Consider the following 19,030-nt stretch of genomic DNA (forward strand, 5'->3'; position numbering starts at 1 on the left):
CCATGCGCGCGTGTGTTGTCCACGGAGCCGGTGACCTCCGGGTCGAGGAGTGGCCGTACGAAGGTCCCGCGCCCGGCGAGATCGCGGTCGCCGTGGCGCTCGGCGGGATCTGCGGGTCCGATCTGCACTATTACCACCGGGGCCGGGTGGGCGACTTCGCGGTGAGCGAGCCCATGGTGCTCGGGCACGAGGTGGTCGGCCATGTCGCCGCGCTCGGGCCGGGGGTCGGGGGGCCGGACGCACCGGCGGTCGGCGCGCCGGTCGCGATCCATCCGGCCACCCCTTGCGGGGTCTGCCGCGAGTGCGCGCGGAGCGCCCGCAACGTCTGCGCCCACACCCGCTATCTGGGCAGCGCGGCCCACACCCCGCATGTGCAGGGCGGTTTCGCGCAGCGTCTCACCGTGCCGGCCGGCCAGGTCCGGCAGCTGCCTCCCGGGCTGGACCTGCGCCGTGCCGTGCTCGCCGAGCCGCTGGCGGTGGCACTGCACGCCGTGCGCCGGGCGGGCGACGTGCGGGGCAGGCGGGTCCTGGTGACGGGGGCCGGTCCGATCGGCTGTCTGGTCGTGGCGGCGCTGCGGCACGCGGGCGCCGCCGAGGTGGTCGCCTGCGATCTGCACGAGGAGCCGCTGCGGATCGCGACCGAGGTGGGCGCGAGCGCCACCGCACGGGCGGACCGGCCCGACGACCCGGGCTGGGCCGGGGTCTTCGACGTCGCCGTGGAGGCGTCCGGGGCGCCCACCGGGCTGCGCCGCTGTGTGGAGCGGGTGCGGCGCGGCGGCATCGTGGTCATGCTCGGGCTGCTGCCGCCCGGGGAGATCGGGCTGCTCGGCAATGTGGCGGTCACCCGTGAGCTGGAGCTTCGGGGTTCGTTCCGCTTCGACACCGAGTTCGACGAGGCCCTGTCCCTGTTGGCCCAGGGCCTCCCTGTCGATCCGGTCGTCACGCACACCTTCCCGTTGGAGCGGTCCGTCGCCGCCTTCGAGACCGCGCGGGACCGTACGGTCTCCTCCAAGGTGCTGCTGGATCTGTCCGACCGGGCGTGAGCGGGCGTCAGACCTCGGTGAAGGTCCACAGCAGGTTGGTGCTGTTGCCCCAGGTCCACTGTTTGGCGAGCGAGCCGGAGGGGACGTTCCCGCCGCCGTCGAGGACGAGTTTCGTGGTGCGGTTGGTGAGGGAGTGACGGCCGTCGCCCCGGTGGGTGATCAACCATTGCTGGTCGGTGCCGCCGTGCCAGGCCGCCTGCTTCACCGGAGCGCCGTCGCCGGTGGCGCCGCGGCCGTCGGCGACCAGGCCGTTGGCCCGGTTCACCAGCTTGTAGTAGCCGTCGCCGACGTACACGGCGTGCCACTGCAGGCCGGTGGAGCCGTCCCACGTCCCCTGCTTCAGGTCGGCGCCGGCGGGGACGTCTCCCCCGCCGTCCAGGACGAGTCCGTTGGTGACGTTGGCGATCCGGAACCAGGCGGACGGGGCGAGCATCACCATCAGCGAGGTGATCCGGTTCCGGACCCGTGCGGTGTCCTCGGTGAACGTCCACGACCTGCCGGTGAAGTCGTCGCCGGCGTAACCGACCAGCTCGTGGCCCGGGGCGAGCTTCAGAGAGGAGAGGGTGCCCGGCGCGAGGCCGGCCAGGCCGAGCTGTTCGGCCGTGTGCTCGCCGAGGGCCAGGACGGCGCTGTCACCGCGGTAGCGGCTGTCCTCGAAGACCAGGGCGCCGGTGGCGGGCCGGAGGACCGGGATCCGGCCGGAGAAGCGGAACTTGAGGACGTAGGCGGGGGCCTCGAAGGGGGCCGTCGGGGGAAGGGTCACCTTCAGCCCGGTCGGTCCCTGGACCGGCGGGTCGAGGTCGATGTACGTACCGGCCGTGGCGTCGAGGAGGCGGACCGAGGCCAGCGAGTCCAGGTCGATCCGGTCCGAGCCGAGCGTCCTGAGCGTCAGCGAACCGCCGGGCCAGCCGAGGACCGTCGCGTACAGGACGGTGCCCGCCTTGTTCCGGGTGAAGCGGATGTCCTGCGGGGTGCCGGCGGTGGGCCGGGTGAAGGAGCCGCCGCCCATCTTGGTGGGCCCCTCGCCGTACGCGGTCCAGGCGCGGGTGCCGTAGATCGACTCGCCGAAGCGCTTCAGGTAGTCGCCGATGCCGAGCAGGAGGTCGCGCTGGCCCTGCGGAATGGTGCCGTCGGCCTGCGGAGCGATGTTGAGCAGCACGGTGCCGTTCTTGCTGACGCGGTCGACGAACGAGTGCAGCATCTGCGCGAGCGAGTAGTAGCCGATGCCCTCGGTGTAGCACCAGCTGGAGTCGGAGATGCTGTCGTCGGTCAGCCAGTAGGGCGCGGTGAGGTCGGCGGGGCCGCCGCGCTCGTAGTCGAAGACCGAACCGTGGCTGTTGAAGCCGTCCTTGTAGGTGGCGACGACCTCCTTGCCCCACTTGTCGGCCTGGTTGAAGTAGTACGACAGGAAGTTCAGCCGCTGGGTCTCGTCGATGTGGTCGAGCCGCCAGTCCTGCCACAGGATGTCGGGCCGGGACCGGTCGACGACCTCCTTGAGCTTGTCGTACCAGAGCTGGTTCTCCGCCTCCGGACTCAACTGCCCGTACAGCTTCTTGAGGCTCGGGTCGGACTGCGGGGGCGCGAACTCGAAGAAGCCGGTGTGGTTGTACGCGTGGTGCATGGCGACCAGGAGCTTCAGCTTCCTGGCGCGGATGGCGTCGGTGAAGAGCTTCAGCAGGTCCAGGCGCGGCCCCTTGGCCACGGAGTTCCACTCGTTGACCCGGCTGTCCCACATCGAGTAGCCGTCGTGGTGCTCGGCCACGGGCCCGGCGAACCGCGCGCCCGCGTCGACGAAGAGCCGGGCCCATTCGTCGGGGTCGAAGTTCCCGCCCGCCGACTTGAGCTTCGGCGCGAACTCCACATGACGGCCCGCGAGATCGTCGGCCCCGTCGATGAACTGGTGGTACGGCCAGTCGGCCGGGTCCCCGTACGTGGCGACGTGGTGCCGATGGGCCCGCTCGTCAGGGTTGTACATGTTGCGGGGATACCACTCGCTGTCGTACGCCGGGACGCTGAACACCCCCCAGTGGAAGTAGATGCCGAACTTGGCATCCCGGAACCACTCGGGGGCGGCGGGGTGCCGGTTCACGGACTCCCAGGTCGGGGTGTAGGCCCTCGGGGCGGTCGGTGCACCCCCGGCCGCGAACGCGTCGTCGGCCCCGGTGGCCGCGACGACGGCCGTGGCACCGGCCATCAACGTGCGCCTGCTGATCGATTGCGACATGACCACGAACCTCAGGCATGCGGACCATCACTGTCAACGGCCACGCAGTGATGAATAGCCATGCAGAACAATGTCATTTTTCGGTTTCGTGCCACTGAATACCGGTTGATCCGAGGTGAGACATCACATGTCTGTGACGGTGACGGCGTCGGCCGTTCTCGCCTGGGAACGAAGGTCGCCGCTCCGGCGGTCAGCGGTGGAGGGCGGGGCGTTCGACGAGTTCCACCTCCGTGCGGACGCCCTCGCTCTGGGCGCGCCCACCTGGACCCGCGGTGGCCCAGCCGCTGCTCCGCCTCCAGCAGCCGGAGCGCGGCGGCGGGATCCGGGGTGAGGGGCTTCTCACACAGCACGGGCAGGTCGTGGGCGAGGGCGGCGAGCACGTAGGGAGTCCTGCACGAACATGGCGTTCCTTCCTTTCGTGGACCGCCACGACGCCCGGGGCAGCGGCGCACCGGGTCTCGGCCTCCCCTCGGGAGCCCTGCTTCACGCCTGCGCGGAATATCGTTTCCCCCTCGCGACGATCACCGGTTAGGCTCCCCCGGCGCACGTCAGGCGTGTGCACATCAAGGTGGGGGCACGGGGGGACATGGTCGACGATTTCGCCGATTCCGGAGCGGGTTCAAGAGCGGATACGGAAACGGACTCCGCAGCGGATCCGGGGACGGGTGCGGGAGTCGATCCGGACACGGGACACGGGACGGAACCGGGTCCCGGGGCCGGTGCGCGACGCGGCCCGGCGAAGGAGATGAGTACGGGCGGCCAGGTGGTCTCGGCGGTGGCGACCGTCGGTGTGCTGCTGGGCGGGTTGTGGTTGCTGGGCGACCTCCTCGACACGACCCCCGAGACCGTGGGGCCGGCCGTCTGCTCGTCGTCGTCGGACGACCCCTCTCCGGCGGCACGGGGCAAGGTCTCCGGTGCACAGCTGTGCACCGCGCTGAACCGCGCCGACCTGCCGGAGCTCCTCGGGACGCCCACCGAGCAGGCGGTCATCGCCTCGGGCAGCGAGAACGAGTCCACCTGGTTCGACGGCACCAGGACCGTCACCCCCGAGGCGACCGTCGAACTCGACACGTACACCGTGGAGCTCTCGGCGTCGTACGAGGATCTTCCGGTCGCCGAGGCGGTCGGCTATCTGGGCTCCGGCGCCGAGACCAGGAAGGTGCTCGGGCACACGGCGGCCCTGTACTCGGGCCGGACCATCGGCATCTCGTTCCGTCTCGACGGCAGCGACCCGGAGTCCGCTCCCGGCGGCGTCGCCCGGCAGCTGCTGGTCGCGACCGACCCGAAGGACAGCGGCAGCACCTTCGAACTCGTCATCTACCGCCAGGACTCCCAGATTCCGGACGACGCGGCGCTGTTCCGTGTGGCCGAGAAGGTCCTGCCGACGCTCCCCGGCTGGAAGCCCGCGAACTGACGGGCCCTCGGAAGCGCGTGTGATAGCTTGCCGACGCCAGTCGAACCCGTGTGCGCGCACATAAGTACGCGTACGGGTCAGGGAATCCGGTGTGAATCCGGAGCTGACGCGCAGCGGTGAGGGTGACGGGCGGGACAACGGCCACTGGACGGCGGTCACGATCGCGGTCCGGGAAGGCGTCTCGTCCGGGTGACCCCGAGTCCGAAGACCTGCTGGCGGTCCCCGGCACCGAGGGGTGCCCGGGGAAGCACCGTACGACCGGGCTTCGCGCATGAGCCCTCGACGCCGAAGGAAGTCCCGTGCCGCTCGCACGCCCCGTCCGCCATGCCGTCCTGTTCCTGACCGCCGGTGCCCTGTTGCTGACCGGCTGCGGGGGCTCCGGTTCCACAGCGTCGTCGGACCGGGGTCCGGCCCCGGGCGGATCCGCCGGTCATCCGGTGACGCTCGACAACTGCGGGCGCGAGGTGCGGGTCGACAGCCCGCCCGAGCGTGCCGTCTCCCTCAACCAGGGCACGACCGAGATCCTGCTCTCCCTCGGGCTCGCCGACCGTGTGGTGGGCACCGCCACCTGGACCGATCCGCTGCCGAAGGGGCTGGAGAAGGCCAACGCGAAGGTGCCCCGGCTCGCCGATGACGCACCCTCCTTCGAGAAGGTCCTCGACGCCGAACCCGACCTCGTCGTCTCCTCGTTCGCCTCCACGCTCGGCAAGGGCGGGGTGGCGACCCGGGAGGAGTTCGAGAAGCTCGGCGTGCCCACGTATCTGTCGCCGTCGGACTGTGTGGGCAAGGACAACAGCGGGGACGGCGACGGCGTCCGCACCGAGCCGCTGACCATGGAGACGGTCTACGGCGAAGTCCGTGATCTGGCCCGGATCTTCGGGGTCGAGGAGCGCGGCGAGAAGCTGGTGGCCGAGCTGAGGTCCCGGGTCAGGAAGGCGACCGCCGGACTCGACGCGCGTGGGGTCACCGTCCTGTACTGGTTCGCCAACGACCAGTCGCCGTACCTCGCCGGGTGCTGCGGCGCCCCCGGGATCATCACCCGTGAACTGGACGCGAAGAACGTCTTCGACGACACCGACGAGGAGTGGCCCCAGGTCAACTGGGAGACCGTCGCCGACCGCGACCCGGACGTCCTGGTCATCGGGGACCTGGTCCGCAAGCAGCAGACGGCCGAGACGGCCGCGAAGAAGATCGAGTTCCTGGAGTCCGACCCGGTCACCCGGAACATGACGGCGGTGCGCGAGAAGCGGTACGTACGGCTGCCGGGCCAGGCCATGAACCCGACGATCCGCACCGTCGAGGGCGTGGAGAAGCTCGCGGCGGCACTGCGCGAGTACGGCCTCACGGGATGACGGCCCCGGAACCCGACACGAAACCGGTGGCCGACGAGGTGACCGGAGCGCCGACCCCCGCCAAGGCGCGTCGGACGGCTGCGGCGGGGGCCGTCGGTCGGGGGCTGTGGTGGGGGTCGGCGTGGTCGGCCGGGGGCGTGGTGCTGTGTCTGTCCGTCGCCCTCGCGATCACCATCGGGCCGGCCGACATCGGCGTGGTCGACGTCTGGTCCACGGTGGTGGCCCATCTCGGCTGGGGGCACACGGAGTTGACGCCCATCCGGGACGGCATCGTGTGGAACCTACGGCTGCCGCGCACCCTGCTGGCCGCCGTGTGCGGCGCCGGACTGGCCGTGTGCGGCGCGGTGATGCAGTCCCTGCTGCGCAACCCGCTCGCCGACCCCTTCGTGCTCGGTGTCTCCTCCGGCGCGTCGACCGGCGCGGTCGTGGTCGTGGTGCTCGGCGCGGGAGGCGGCGCGCTGTCGGTCTCCGGCGGCGCGTTCCTGGGCGCGGTGGCCTCGTTCGGCCTCGTGCTGCTGCTCAGCCACACCCTCGGCGGCACCACGGACCGGGTGGTGCTGGTCGGGGTCGCGGCCATGCAACTGTTCTCCGCGCTCACCTCCTTCATCGTGATGACCGCGGCCGACGCCGAGACCACCCGCGCGGTGCTGTTCTGGCTGCTCGGCTCGCTCAGCGGTGCCGACTGGACGGATGTGACGGTGTGCCTGGCGGTGCTGGTGGCGGTGCTCCTGGTCTGCCTGGGGCACACCCACGCGCTGGACGCGTTCGCGTTCGGGCAGGACGCGGCGGCCTCGCTCGGCGTCTCCGTGACCCGCGTCCGGCTCGTCCTGCTGTGCGCCACCGCCCTGCTCACGGCCGCCCTGGTCGCCTCGGCCGGGGCGATCGGCTTCGTCGGCCTGGTGCTGCCCCACGCCGCACGCGCGCTGACCGGCTCCGGCCACGGTCGGCTCCTGCCGGCCTCCGCCCTGGCCGGGGCCGTGTTCCTGGTGTGGGTCGACACCCTCGCCCGCACCGTCCTGGACCCGCAGGAGGTGCCGGTCGGGGTGGTGACGTCCCTCATCGGCGTCCCGGCGTTCGTCGCCATCATGTACCGGACCAGGAGCGCCCGATGACCGACACCGCCCCCAGCGCCTCCCCCGGGCTGCGCGCCGAGCGGGTGTCCCGGACCGCCGACGGCACACTGATCATGGACGGGGTCAGCGTGGCGCCCCGGCCCGGCACCGTCACCGGTCTGCTGGGCCCCAACGGCTCGGGCAAGTCCACCCTGCTGCGTCTGCTCGCCGGGGTCCTCGCGCCCGCCTCGGGGGTCGTCACCCTCGACGACCGTCCACTGGACCGGGTGGGCCGCCGCGCGGTCGCCCGCCGGATCGCCGTCGTGGCCCAACAGGCTGACACCCAGGTCGAGTTGACGGTCGAGGACGTCGTACGGCTGGGCCGTGTCCCGCACCGCCGAGCGTGGTCGCCCGCCTCACGGGCCGACGAGGAGACCGTCCGCACGGCCCTGGCCCGCACGGGTCTGGCCGACAAGGCCCGCCGGTCCTGGCACACCCTGTCGGGCGGTGAGCGCCAGCGGGTCCAGATCGCCCGCGCCCTCGCCCAGGAGCCGAGCGAACTCCTCCTGGACGAGCCCACCAACCACCTCGACATCCAGCACCAGCTCGCCCTGCTGACCCTGATCCGCGAACTCCGTCTGACCAGCGTCGTCGCCCTGCACGACCTGAACCTCGCCGCCATGTACTGCGACCGGCTCGTCGTGCTGCGGCAGGGCCGTGTGGTGGCCGCCGGGACCCCGCACGACGTCCTCACCGAGTCCCTGATCGCCGCCGTCTACGGCGTACGGGCCACCGTCACCGCCGCCGGCCCCGGCGAAGGACCCCACATCCGCTTCCTGGGCCCACTGCCCTAGGCAGTCGCTCTCCGACGAGCGGGGAGGACCGGCCGGGGCCCGCAGCCCGGATCGCTCAAGTCGCCCGCACGGGACGGTCCTTGCCCGGCTCGGCCGGCGCCTCGACGGGTCAGCGGGGTCCGACCACGGCCTCGCGCGCAGCCACGTCCGACGCCCGCCCCCACGACGATCGCCCTCATCGCCCCGCCTCATGGTCGACGGCGTTCCACGCCACCGGCGGACAAGAGGCTGGGCAGGCGCGCGACGGCGTGAAGTCGCCGCGCGCCGGCGCTCAGAGCGAGGCCCGCTCCACCGGGATCCACAGCTCCGCGTCGGCCCGCGCCGCGTCGGGCGAGAGCCTGGTCCGCAGGATCTCGGGACCCGGACGACTCCGGTACGGGTTGGACGGGAACCACTGGGTGAACACGTCCCGCCACAGATGCTGCAACGCCTGCGGGAAGGGCCCGGAGTTCTCGAAGACCGCCCACGTCCCGGCCGGGACGACGAGCTCGTCCATGTCCTCGGGGGCGGCGGCTCGCGTCACCGCTCCGTGGAAGTAGTCGAGTTCGGTGCCCTCGGCACGACTGGCGTCGAGGTTGTCACTGATCGCGACGATCCCCCTCGGCTCCTGGTCGGACAGGCTCTCGATCCGGTCGAGCGTCTCCTTGCCGAGGCCCCGGATGAAGTCGGCGATCGCCGGGTTCACCCCCTCGTGCACGAGCGGGACCCGGGCCTTCCTCCCGACCACCCGGAACTCCTCCTTCTCCATGACTCGGTATCGCATGCTGCTGCTCCCTTCGACGACGAGGCGGAAGGACATCCGGGGCTGCGACCGCAGGCTCGCACCGGTCCGCCGGGCCTCCCCGGGGCCGACGCCGTGCAGGGCGCGGAACGCCCGTGCGAACGCCTCCCCGGAGCCGTAGCCATAGCGCACCGCGATCTCCAGCAGCGTCCGCTCGTCGGCCAGCACCTCGGCACCGGCCACGGTCAGCCGCCGCCGTCGGATGTACTCCGACAGCGGCATGCCCGCGAGCGCCGAGAAGAGCCGCCGCAGGTGGTACTCCGACGTCACCGCGATCCGCGCCAGGTCCGCCACCTCGATCGACTGGTCGAGATGGCGTTCGATGTGCTCCATGGCCTGGTTGAGCCGCTCCAGCACCCCGGCCTCCTTCCTTTGACCACCACGCTAGGAAGAGGCCACCCCGCCCCACCCGACATCCTGTGCCCGCTCCGGTCGGGTGGGTCACCACGCACCGCACCGCGCGCCGACGCCTCCGAGGCTCCCCCGGCTGGTTCACCGGCGTGCAGTGCCACCCCGAGGGCACCGCCCACGAGGACACCGCGCGGCAGAGCCTGTTCGACGCCCCTCGTACGGGCAGCCGGGGACCGGGCGCTGACACCGTCGCGCGGGGGTGCGGGGCGGTGGACCGCACCGCACCCCCGCGCCGTCGTCAGCTGTCGCCGCCCTCCAGGTCGCCCTCCGTCTCCAGGTACACCTGGCGCAGCCGCTCCAGCACCGCCGGGTCGGGCTTCTCCCACATCCCGCGCGACTCCGCCTCCAGCAGCCGCTCGGCAATGCCGTGCAGGGCCCAGGGGTTGGCCTGCTGGAGGAACTCGCGGTTGGTCTCGTCCAGGACGTAGGTCTCGGTGAGCTTGTCGTACATCCAGTCGGCGATCACACCGGTGGTGGCGTCGTAGCCGAACAGGTAGTCGACGGTGGCGGCGAGTTCAAAGGCGCCCTTGTAGCCGTGGCGGCGCATCGCCTCGATCCACTTGGGGTTGACGACGCGGGCCCGGAAGACCCGGGAGGTCTCCTCCACCAGGGTGCGGGTGCGGACCGTCTCCGGGCGGGTGGAGTCGCCGATGTACGCCTCGGGGGCCGTGCCGCGCAGCGCGCGGACGGTGGCCACCATGCCGCCGTGGTACTGGAAGTAGTCGTCGGAGTCGGCGATGTCGTGCTCGCGGGTGTCCGTGTTCTTCGCGGCCACCTCGATCCGCTTGTACGCCGTCTCCATCTCCTCACGGGCCGGGCGGCCGTCGAGTTCCCGGCCGTAGGCGTAGCCGCCCCAGACCGTGTAGACCTCGGCGAGGTCGGCGTCGGTGCGCCAGTCCCGGGAGTCGATGAGCTGGAGCAGTCCGGCGCCGTACGTGCCGGGGCGGGAGCCGAAGATCCGGGTGGTGGCCCGGCGTTCGTCCCCGTGGGCAGCCAGGTCGGCCTGGACGTGGGCGCGGACGTGGTTGACCTCGGCCGGCTCGTCGAGCGACGCGGCCAGCCGTACGGCGTCGTCCAGCAGCCCGATGGTGTGCGGGAACGCGTCGCGGAAGAAACCCGAGATGCGCAGGGTGACATCGACCCGGGGACGGCCCAACTCCTCGGCCGGGACGGCCTCCAGTCCGGTCACCCGGCGCGAGGCGTCGTCCCAGACCGGGCGGACGCCGAGCAGGGCCAGCGCCTCCGCCACGTCGTCGCCGGCGGTACGCATCGCGCTCGTACCCCACAACGACAGCCCGACAGATGTGGGCCATTCGCCGTTGTCGGCGCGGTAGCGCTCCAGCAGGGAGTCGGCGAGGGCCTGGCCGGTCTCCCAGGCGAGGCGGGAGGGCACGGCCTTGGGGTCGACGGAGTAGAAGTTCCGGCCGGTCGGCAGGACGTTGACCAGGCCGCGGAGCGGGGAGCCCGAGGGGCCGGCCGGGACGAAGCCGCCGTTCAGGGCGTGCACGGTGTGGTGGAGTTCGGCGGTGGTGGCCGCCAGGCGCGGGACGACCTCGCGGGCGGCGAACTCCAGGATGGCCGTGACCTGTTCACCATGCTCGTCCGGTACGGAGTCGGCGTCCCAGCCCAGCTCCTCCATCCGCTCGACCAGGGCGCGGGCCTTCGCCTCCGCCTCGTCGGCGGTGGTGCGGGTCGCGGCGGACTCATCGAGGCCGAGTGCCTCGCGCAGACCGGGCAGCGCCTGGGTGCCGCCCCAGATCTGGCGGGCGCGCAGGATGGCGAGGACCAGGTTGACGCGGTCGGCACCGCCCGGCGGGGTGCCGAGGACGTGCAGGCCGTCGCGGATCTGGGCGTCCTTGACCTCGCACAGCCAGCCGTCGACGTGCAGCAGGAAGTCGTCGAAGCCGTCGTCCTCGGGGCGGTCGTTCAGGCCCAGGTCGTGGTCCAGTTTGGCGGCCTGGATGAGGGTCCAGATCTGGGCGCGGATCGCCGGGAGCTTCGCCGGGTCCATGGAGGAGATCTGGGCGTACTCGTCGAGGAGCTGCTCCAGGCGCGCGATGTCGCCGTAGGAGTCCGCGCGGGCCATCGGCGGCACGAGGTGGTCGACGAGCGTGGCGTGGACGCGGCGCTTGGCCTGGGTGCCCTCGCCCGGGTCGTTGACCAGGAAGGGGTAGACCAGAGGCAGGTCGCCGAGGGCGGCGTCCGGGCCGCAGGCCGCCGAGAGGCCCGCGTTCTTGCCGGGCAGCCACTCCAGGTTGCCGTGCTTGCCGAGGTGGATCATCGCGTCGGCGCCGAAACCGCCGTCGTCGGCGCGGGCGGCGATCCAGCGGTAGGCGGCGAGGTAGTGGTGGGACGGTGGGAGGTCCGGGTCGTGGTAGATCGCGATCGGGTTCTCGCCGAAGCCGCGCGGCGGCTGGATGAGAATCAGCAGATTGCCGAAGCGCAGGGCCGCGAGGACGATGTCGCCCTCGGGGTTGGCGCTGCGGTCGACGAACATCTCACCGGGCGCCGGCCCCCAGTGCTCCTCGACGGCCGTGCGCAGTTCCTCGGGGAGTTCGGCGTACCAGCGGCGGTAGTCGGCGGCCGGGATACGGACCGGGTTGCGGGCCAACTGCTCCTCGGTCAGCCAGTCCTGGTCGTGGCCGCCCGCCTCGATCAGCGCGCGGATCAGCTCGTCGCCGTCGCCGGAGGCCAGGCCCGGCACCTCGGCGTCGGTCCCGAAGTCGTAGCCCTCGTCACGCAGTCGGCGCAGCAGGGCGACGGCGCTGGCGGGGGTGTCCAGGCCGACCGCGTTGCCGATGCGGGAGTGCTTGGTCGGGTAGGCGGAGAGGACGAGCGCGAGGCGCTTGTCGGCGTTGGCGATGTGACGGAGTCGCGCGTGGCGTACGGCGATCCCGGCGACGCGGGCGGCGCGCTCAGGGTCGGCGACGTAGGCCGGGAGCCCGTCCTCGTCGATCTCCTTGAAGGAGAACGGCACGGTGATCAGCCGGCCGTCGAACTCGGGGACGGCGATCTGGCTGGCCGCGTCGAGCGGGGAGACGCCCTCGTCGTTCTCCTCCCAGGTGGCGCGCGATCCGGTCAGGCACAGGGCCTGGAGGATGGGCACGTCGAGGCCGGTCAGGGCGCCCGCGTCCCAGGACTCGTCGTCACCGCCGGCCGAGGCCTCGGCGGGCTTGGTGCCGCCCGCGGCGAGGACGGTGGTCACGATGGCGTCGGCGGCGCGGAGTTCCTCGATCAGCTCGGACTCGGGGGCGCGCAGGGAGGCCACGTAGAGCGGGAGCGCGCGGGCGCCCTTGTCCTCGATCGCCCCGCACAGGGCGTCCACGAAGGCGGTGTTGCCGCTCATGTGGTGGGCGCGGTAGTAGAGCACGGCGACGGTCGGGCCGTCGGCGGTGTCGCGGGCGGTGCGCTCCAGCGGGCCCCAGGAGGGGGCGGGCGCGGGCGCGTCGAAGCCGTGGCCGGTGAGCAGAACCGTGTCGGAGAGGAAGCGAGCCAGCTGCTCCAGGTTGGCGGGGCCGCCGTGGGCGAGGTAGGCGTGGGCCTCGGCGGCGATGCCGACGGGGACCGTGGAGGCGGCCATCAGCTGGGCGTCGGGCGCCTGTTCGCCGGTGAGGACGACGACCGGGCGGCCGTCGGCGAGGAGCAGGTCGAGGCCGTCCTGCCAGGCACGGATGCCTCCGAGCAGGCGGACGACGACGAGGCCGGTGCCGTCGAGGAGCGCCGGGAGGTCCTCCAGCGCGAGGCGGGAGGGGTTGGCGAAGCGGTAGGGGACCGGGCCGGCGGCCGCGCGGGCGCTGAGCAGGTCGGTGTCGGAGGTCGACAGGAGCAGGATGCGGGGCTGCGCGGAGCGCTCCCCGGACGATGGCTGCATGCGGCTGCTGGCCTTCCTCGGGGTCCGCGCCCCGGGCGGTGTCGGATCGAAGTCTCCCCGGCCCGGGCGGACCGAGCGGTACGGGGAAGGGAGTTCCTGACTCGCCCGCCCCTCCTGGGACGGACTCACAGTGGCGGGACCGCGCCGGACTCACACCGGGCTTCCTCCCCTAGGGAATGTGACGACAGACCCTAGCGCCGTGGGTGGCGTCGATGGATCGGATGATCCACCGATCAGCATAGTAAGGGTCGCCTCAAAAGGGCGGAGGATACGTCCGTTGTGCCGGTGGGTATGCTCGCCGCCATGTCCACGCCTCCCCTGCGTTCATCGTCCCAGGCCACAGCGGTCACACGGGACCGTGGCGACGCCTGCCCGGGGACGCTGCGGCTGCATACGGCGGACGACGGGGCGCTGGCACGGGTCCGGGTGCCCGGCGGTGTCCTGGACGTCCGCCAGGCCGAGGCGCTCGCGGACGCGTCGCGACGGCTCGGCGACGGTGATCTTCACCTCACTTCCCGCGGCAACGTCCAGTTGCGTGGGCTGGCCGACGGCTGCGGAGGCGAGCTGGCCGAGTCGCTGGACGCGGCCGGGCTGTTGCCGTCCGCCGGGCACGAACGCGTGCGCAACATCGTCGCCTCGCCCCTGTCCGGTCTCGACGAACGCGGTCTGCGCGACGTACGGCCCTGGCTGTCCGCCCTCGACACCGCGTTGTGCGCGAGCGAGGCGGCACGGGGGCTGTCGGGCCGGTTCCTGTTCGCGCTCGACGACGGGCGGGGCGATGTGACCGCGCTCGACGCCGACGTGACCGTCCGGGCGGCCGAGGACGGTGGCGCGCTGCTGAGCCTGGGGACGGCCGGCGAGAGCCTGGCGCTCCCCGGGGAGGACGCGGCCCGTGCCGCGCTGACCGCCGCCGAGGCTTTCCTGGAGGCGGCGCGGGAGAGCGGAGCCCGGGTCTGGCGTGTGACCGAACTCCCCTTCCAGGACGGGCTGCTCGGCCGGGTCCGGGACCGGCTGGCCGCCGTCGGCGTCGACTCCGTGAGCCGGGTGCGAGACGAGAGCGGGACGACCACGGCCGCGGCCGAGGGCGGCCCGGTCCCGGGAGCCGTCGGCGACGCCCTCAGCGTGCACGTCCCCCTCGGACGCCTCACCCCTCTCCAGTGGCGGGAGTTGACCGCTCTCGCGGCCGCGACACCGTCCCGCGAACTGCGGCTGACGCCGTGGCGCGGGGTCGTCGTACCCGTACCGGGGCTGCGCGAGGAGCAGGCGGCCGACGCGCTCGCCCGGCTCTCGGTCACCGGCCTCGTCACCGATCCGGCCTCCCCCTGGCTGCGTGTCGGCGCCTGCATCGGACGGCCCGGCTGCGCGAAGTCCCTGGCGGACGTACGGGCGGACGCCACCGAGAGCCTGGCAGCGGCAGGACGCGCGGGGCTCCCCCTGTACTGGTCCGGCTGCGAGCGCCGCTGCGGCCACCCGCGGGGCGAGCGGATCGACGTGGTGGCGGTGGAGGGCGGCGGCTACGCGCTCTCCCGCACCGCCCCCGGCCGAAGCCCGCGCACCGCCGCCATGGCGGACCCGTCCCGACTCGCCGCCGCCCTGGGGGAGCTCACCCCCTAGAACACCGAAAGGCCGCGCGACACAGACCCGACGACGCGCACGACACGCACAACCCGCACAACCCGCACGAACGACCCCCGTACGACGACCGAGAGCAGCGAGAAGACCACCGTGACCACCTACGACTACGAGAAGGACGGCCCGGCGATCTACCGGCAGTCCTTCGCCACCATCCGCGCGGAGGCGGACCTCGCGGCCCTGCCCGCCGATGTCAGCCAGGTCGCGGTCCGGATGATCCACGCCTGCGGAATGGTCGACCTCGTACGGGACTTGGTGTACACGCCCGACGTGGTGGCCCGCGCCCGTGAGGCCCTGCGAGCCGGGGCGCCCATCTTCACCGACGTGCAGATGGTGGCCAGCGGGGTGACCCGCAAGCGGCTGCCCGCCGACAACGACGTGCTGTGCACGCTCTCCGACCCGGCGGTCCCCGAGCTGGCGGCGAAGCTGGGCACCACGCGCAGCGCCGCCGCGCTGGAGCTGTGGCGGGACCGGCTGGAGGGCTCGGTCGTGGCCGTCGGCAACGCGCCCACCGCGCTGTTCCGGCTGCTGGAGATGATCGACGAGGGCGCGCCCCGGCCCGCCGCCGTCATCGGGGTGCCCGTCGGGTTCGTCGGCGCGGCCGAGTCCAAGGACGCGCTGGCCGAGCACCCCTCGGGCCTGGAACACCTCGTCGTACGCGGCCGTCGTGGCGGGAGCGCCATCGCCGCCGCCGCGCTCAACGCGATCGCGAGTGAGGAAGAGTGAGCGGCGAGACAGTGCGCGGCAAGCTGTACGGGGTGGGGCTCGGCCCCGGTGACCCGTCCCTGATGACCGTCCGGGCCGTCGAGGTCATCTCCGAGGCGGACGTGATCGCGTATCACTGCGCCCGGCACGGCCGTTCCATCGCCCGCTCGATCGCGGCGCGGCACATCCGCGCCGACCACATCGAGGAACGGCTGATGTATCCGCTGACGACGGAGACCACCGATCACCCGGGCGGCTACAAGGGCGCGATGGAGGACTTCTACGCGGAGGCCTCGGCCCTGCTGGCCGCGCATCTCGACGCCGGGCGCACGGTCGCGGTCCTCGCCGAGGGCGATCCGATGTTCTACGGCTCCTACATGCACATGCACAAGCGGCTGGTGGACCGCTACGACACCGAGGTGATCCCCGGTGTGACGTCCGTGTCGGCCGCCGCGGCCCGGCTCGGCACTCCGCTCGCCGAGGGCGAGGAGGTGCTGACGATCCTGCCGGGCACCCTGCCGGAGGAGGAGCTGACCGCGCGGCTCGCCGCGACGGACGTGGCCGTGGTGATGAAGCTGGGCCGGACCTTCACCAAGGTGCGCAGCGCGCTGGAGACTTCGGGGCGGCTCGGCGAGGCCCGTTATGTCGAGCGGGCGACCATGGCCGGGGAGCGGCTCGCCGAACTGGCGGACGTGGACCCGGAGTCGGTGCCGTACTTCTCGGTGGCCGTGCTGCCAAGCCAGGTCGACGTCGAGCGGCCCGAGGCCCGGGAGCGGGGCGAGGTCGTGGTGGTCGGGACCGGCCCTGCCGGTCCGCTGTGGCTGACGCCCGAGACGCGGGGCGCGCTCGCCGCCGCCGACGACCTCGTCGGTTACACCACCTATCTGGACCGGGTGCCGCGCCGGGCGGGTCAGGTGCGGCACGGCTCGGACAACCGGGTCGAGTCGGAGCGCGCCGAGTTCGCCCTCGACCTGGCCCGGCGCGGGCGGCGGGTCGCGGTCGTCTCCGGCGGTGACCCGGGGGTCTTCGCCATGGCGACCGCCGTGCTGGAGGTCGCCTCGCAGGAGGAGTACGCGGACGTGCCGGTGCGGGTGCTGCCGGGGGTGACCGCCGCGAACGCGGCCGCCGCCCGCGCGGGCGCCCCGCTCGGCCACGACTACGCCACGATCTCCCTGTCCGACCGGCTCAAGCCGTGGGAGGTCATCGCCGAGCGGTTGCGCGCGGCGGCCTCGGCGGACCTGGTGCTCGCCCTCTACAACCCCGGTTCGCACAGCCGTACCTGGCAGGTGGGCAAGGCGCGCGAGCTGCTGCTGGAGCACCGGGCGCCGGACACGCCGGTCGTCGTCGCCCGCGACGTGGGCGGCCCCGGCGAGCGGGTGCGGATCGTACGGCTGGCGGAGCTGGACCCGGCCGAGGTCGACATGCGCACGATCCTGCTGGTCGGCTCCTCGCAGACCCGGGCGGTCCGGCGCGGGGACGGCGAGGAGATCGTCTGGACGCCCCGCCGCTATCCGGAGGGATGAGCGGGGCGGGGCGCTGCCGCACGCGGCGGCGGGGTGGGCCGGCGCGCAGACACACGCGTGTCCGCGGGTCCCGGGGCCGAAAGGCCCCAGGCCCGCCGGTCGTGGAGCCGCCGCACGGTGACGCGTGTGCCGACCCGGCGGGGTCAGCGGCCGTCGGGGCGCTCTTCGGCCGGCCCTGCTCGGCGGGCGTCACGAAGCCCGTGGACCCAACGCGCCGCCGTCCCCGGGTCCGGCACCACGGGCACGTCCTCCGGCACGGGCGGTCGGCGCACCACGACCACGGGCAGCCCCGCCTCCCTCGCGGCCGTGAGCTTCGGCGCGGTCGCCGCTCCCCCGCTGTCCTTCGTGACCACGACATCGACGTGGTGGCGGCCGAGCAGGTCCCGCTCCCCCGCGAGGGTGAACGGGCCCCGGTCGAGCAGCACCTCCATCCGGGCCGGGTGCGGGGCCTCGGGCGCGTCGACGGAGCGTACGAGGAACCACAGGTCGTCCAGGGCGGCGAACGCGGCCAGGCCCATGCGCCCGGTGGTGAGGAAGACGCGCCGGCCGAGCGTGGGCAGCAGCCGCGCGGCCTCCGCCAGCGAGCCGACGTCGTGCCAGTCGTCGCCCGCGGTCGGCACCCAGCCGGGCCGGCGCAGCGCGAGCAGGGGAACATGGGTCATGGCGGCCGCCCGTGCCGCGTGGAAACTCATGGTCCCGGCGAAAGGATGGGTGGCGTCGATGAACGCGTCCACCCCGTGCTCGCGCAGCCAGGCGGCCAGCCCCTCGGCCCCGCCGAAGCCGCCGACGCGGACCTCGCCCGGGGGCAGCCGGGGGCTGGCGACGCGTCCCGCGAGGGAACTGGTCAGCCGGAGGCCAGGGGTGGCGTGCAGCAGTTCGGCCAGGCGGCGGGCCTCCGTGGTCCCGCCGAGTATCAGTACGTGCATGGGAGTCCGGGTCCGTTCATGAGCGGTGACGAAGTACGGGATGCCGGCGGGACCGGCGACGGGGCGCTGGGCGGTCGCGCGGCCCAACTCAAGCACACCGGTCTGCGGCACGGCTGGACGACCGGTGCCTGTGCGACGGCGGCCACGACGGCCGCGTACACCGCGCTGCTGACCGGCGACTTCCCGGACCCGGTGACCATCACCCTGCCGAAGGGCCAGACCCCGGCGTTCGCGCTCGCGGCCGAGGAGCTGACCGGCGACAGCGCGATGGCGGGGATCGTGAAGGACGCGGGCGACGACCCGGACGTCACACACGGCGCGCTGGTCCGGGCCACCGTGCGTCCGCTGCCCGCCGGGTCCGGGGTGGTCTTCCGGGCGGGCCCGGGGGTCGGCACGATCACTCGTCCGGGCCTGCCCCTGCCCGTCGGGGAACCGGCCGTGAACCCGGTGCCCCGGCAGATGATGCGGGACCACGTCGCCGAGGTCGCGGCCCGGCACGGGGGCACCGGCGACGTCGAGATCACCGTCTCCGTGGACAACGGCGCGGAGATCGCCCGGTCCACCTGGAACCCCCGTCTCGGCATCCTCGGCGGCCTGTCCATCCTCGGCACCACCGGGATCGTCGTCCCGTACTCCTGCTCGGCGTGGATCGACTCCATCCGGCGGGGCGTGGACGTGGCGCGGGCCGCCGGGCGCACGCATGTCGCCGGGTGCACGGGGTCCACGTCGGAGCGGACGGTCCTCGCCGAGTACGCGCTGCCGGAGGACGCGCTGCTGGACATGGGCGACTTCGCGGGGGCGGTCCTGAAGTACGTGCGCCGGCACCCGGTGGACCGGCTGACCATCTGCGGCGGGTTCGCGAAGCTCTCCAAGCTCGCCGCCGGGCATCTCGATCTGCACTCCGCCCGCTCCCAGGTCGACAAGGGGTTCCTCGCGGACCTCGCGCGGCGCGGCGGCGCGGACGAGGCGCTGGCCGCGGAGGTGGCCGGGGCCAACACCGGGCTGGCCGCGCTGCAGTTGTGCGCGGCGGCCGGGGTACCGCTGGGCGACCTGGTCGCGACGGCCGCGCGTGACGAGGCGCTGTCCGTCCTGCGGGGCGCGCCGGTCGCGGTCGACGTCATCTGCATCGACCGCGGGGGGACGGTGGTGGGGCGCAGCGGGGTGCGAGCTGGGTAGGGGTGGGTGGGGTGCGTTGTCGGCCGCGGGCCCGGTGGGGCTCCTCGCGCAGTTCCCCGCGCCCCT

The 19,030-nt window shown here is 73.1% G+C and carries 13 protein-coding genes, 1 pseudogene and 2 riboswitches; of the genes and pseudogenes, 9 read left to right on the top strand and 5 right to left on the bottom strand.

What is annotated here, in order from left to right:
- Positions 1-2 precede the first annotated feature (2 nt).
- Entirely contained in the window at positions 3-1,043 is a 1,041-nt protein-coding gene (locus ACZ9QC_RS03095; protein ID WP_472918689.1) for an L-idonate 5-dehydrogenase, read from the top strand.
- A 7-nt stretch (positions 1,044-1,050) separates the two neighbouring features.
- Here the strand turns inward: ACZ9QC_RS03095 and ACZ9QC_RS03100 are convergent, their stop codons facing one another.
- Both ACZ9QC_RS03100 and ACZ9QC_RS03105 read right to left on the bottom strand, forming a co-directional pair.
- Positions 1,051-3,267 (bottom strand): alpha-L-fucosidase, encoded by a 2,217-nt coding sequence (locus ACZ9QC_RS03100; RefSeq protein WP_472918690.1) that lies wholly within the window; start codon positions 3,265-3,267, stop codon positions 1,051-1,053.
- A 269-nt stretch (positions 3,268-3,536) separates the two neighbouring features.
- Positions 3,537-3,647 (bottom strand): annotated as a pseudogene (locus tag ACZ9QC_RS03105) (Gfo/Idh/MocA family oxidoreductase); the annotation flags it as partial.
- Positions 3,648-4,012: 365 nt separating this feature from the next.
- Between ACZ9QC_RS03105 and ACZ9QC_RS03110 the strand changes: the two are divergent.
- The 4 genes from ACZ9QC_RS03110 (at position 4,013) to ACZ9QC_RS03125 (ending at position 7,939) form a co-directional block, all read left to right on the top strand.
- Positions 4,013-4,681, top strand: a complete 669-nt coding sequence (locus ACZ9QC_RS03110) for a DUF6215 domain-containing protein (protein WP_472918691.1) — start codon at positions 4,013-4,015, stop codon at positions 4,679-4,681.
- 20 nt (positions 4,682-4,701) lie between these two features.
- Positions 4,702-4,912, top strand: a riboswitch (cobalamin riboswitch).
- Positions 4,913-4,980: 68 nt separating this feature from the next.
- Positions 4,981-6,033, top strand: coding sequence for an ABC transporter substrate-binding protein (locus ACZ9QC_RS03115; protein ID WP_472918692.1), 1,053 nt, complete (start codon positions 4,981-4,983; stop codon positions 6,031-6,033).
- Positions 6,030-7,145 carry a FecCD family ABC transporter permease gene (locus ACZ9QC_RS03120; protein ID WP_472918693.1) on the top strand — a complete coding sequence of 372 codons (1,116 nt, stop codon included), beginning with the start codon at positions 6,030-6,032 and terminating at the stop codon, positions 7,143-7,145. The genes ACZ9QC_RS03115 and ACZ9QC_RS03120 overlap by 4 nt, the downstream gene beginning before the upstream one ends.
- On the top strand, positions 7,142-7,939 hold the full coding sequence (locus ACZ9QC_RS03125; protein WP_472918694.1) for an ABC transporter ATP-binding protein: 798 nt from the start codon (positions 7,142-7,144) through the stop codon (positions 7,937-7,939). The genes ACZ9QC_RS03120 and ACZ9QC_RS03125 overlap by 4 nt, the downstream gene beginning before the upstream one ends.
- Positions 7,940-8,210: 271 nt before the next feature.
- On the opposite strand, the gene ACZ9QC_RS03130 is transcribed toward ACZ9QC_RS03125, so the two are convergent.
- Entirely contained in the window at positions 8,211-9,077 is an 867-nt protein-coding gene (locus ACZ9QC_RS03130) for an AraC family transcriptional regulator (protein WP_472918695.1), read from the bottom strand.
- Between the two features lie 292 nt (positions 9,078-9,369).
- On the bottom strand, positions 9,370-13,002 hold the full coding sequence (cobN, locus tag ACZ9QC_RS03135) for a cobaltochelatase subunit CobN (protein ID WP_472918696.1): 3,633 nt from the start codon (positions 13,000-13,002) through the stop codon (positions 9,370-9,372).
- 90 nt (positions 13,003-13,092) lie between these two features.
- Positions 13,093-13,169, bottom strand: a riboswitch (cobalamin riboswitch).
- 124 nt (positions 13,170-13,293) lie between these two features.
- Between cobN and cobG the strand changes: the two genes are divergently transcribed.
- From cobG to ACZ9QC_RS03150, 3 genes are all read left to right on the top strand, one after another.
- Positions 13,294-14,616: a precorrin-3B synthase gene (cobG, locus tag ACZ9QC_RS03140; protein ID WP_472921582.1), complete on the top strand. Its 1,323-nt coding sequence runs from the start codon at positions 13,294-13,296 to the stop codon at positions 14,614-14,616.
- Between the two features lie 111 nt (positions 14,617-14,727).
- A complete protein-coding gene (locus ACZ9QC_RS03145; protein WP_472918697.1) occupies positions 14,728-15,360 on the top strand; it encodes a precorrin-8X methylmutase in 633 nt (210 codons plus the stop codon).
- 11 nt (positions 15,361-15,371) lie between these two features.
- The gene (locus ACZ9QC_RS03150) at positions 15,372-16,862 is read left to right on the top strand and encodes a precorrin-2 C(20)-methyltransferase (protein ID WP_472921583.1); all 1,491 of its coding nucleotides are present in this window, start codon (positions 15,372-15,374) and stop codon (positions 16,860-16,862) included.
- Positions 16,863-17,005: 143 nt separating this feature from the next.
- On the opposite strand, the gene ACZ9QC_RS03155 is transcribed toward ACZ9QC_RS03150, so the two are convergent.
- The gene (locus ACZ9QC_RS03155) at positions 17,006-17,788 is read right to left on the bottom strand and encodes a cobalt-precorrin-6A reductase (RefSeq protein WP_472918698.1); all 783 of its coding nucleotides are present in this window, start codon (positions 17,786-17,788) and stop codon (positions 17,006-17,008) included.
- Positions 17,789-17,806: 18 nt separating this feature from the next.
- On the opposite strand from ACZ9QC_RS03155, the gene ACZ9QC_RS03160 reads away from it, so the two are divergent.
- A complete protein-coding gene (locus ACZ9QC_RS03160; RefSeq protein ID WP_472918699.1) occupies positions 17,807-18,964 on the top strand; it encodes a cobalt-precorrin-5B (C(1))-methyltransferase in 1,158 nt (385 codons plus the stop codon).
- The last annotated feature ends 66 nt before the right edge of the window (positions 18,965-19,030 follow it).

The organism is Streptomyces sp. HUAS MS02, from assembly GCF_055702265.1.

What these genes read in the sequence shown, in the direction of transcription:
- ACZ9QC_RS03125 (WP_472918694.1), top strand. Translation starts at nt 7,142, where the DNA reads ATGACCGACACCGCCCCCAGCGCCTCCCCCGGGCTGCGCGCCGAGCGG.
- cobN (WP_472918696.1), bottom strand. Translation starts at nt 13,002, where the DNA reads ATGCAGCCATCGTCCGGGGAGCGCTCCGCGCAGCCCCGCATCCTGCTC.
- ACZ9QC_RS03160 (WP_472918699.1), top strand. Translation starts at nt 17,807, where the DNA reads ATGAGCGGTGACGAAGTACGGGATGCCGGCGGGACCGGCGACGGGGCG.
- ACZ9QC_RS03095 (WP_472918689.1), top strand. Translation starts at nt 3, where the DNA reads ATGCGCGCGTGTGTTGTCCACGGAGCCGGTGACCTCCGGGTCGAGGAG.
- ACZ9QC_RS03110 (WP_472918691.1), top strand. Translation starts at nt 4,013, where the DNA reads ATGAGTACGGGCGGCCAGGTGGTCTCGGCGGTGGCGACCGTCGGTGTG.
- ACZ9QC_RS03120 (WP_472918693.1), top strand. Translation starts at nt 6,030, where the DNA reads ATGACGGCCCCGGAACCCGACACGAAACCGGTGGCCGACGAGGTGACC.
- cobG (WP_472921582.1), top strand. Translation starts at nt 13,294, where the DNA reads ATGCTCGCCGCCATGTCCACGCCTCCCCTGCGTTCATCGTCCCAGGCC.
- ACZ9QC_RS03100 (WP_472918690.1), bottom strand. Translation starts at nt 3,267, where the DNA reads ATGTCGCAATCGATCAGCAGGCGCACGTTGATGGCCGGTGCCACGGCC.
- ACZ9QC_RS03155 (WP_472918698.1), bottom strand. Translation starts at nt 17,788, where the DNA reads ATGCACGTACTGATACTCGGCGGGACCACGGAGGCCCGCCGCCTGGCC.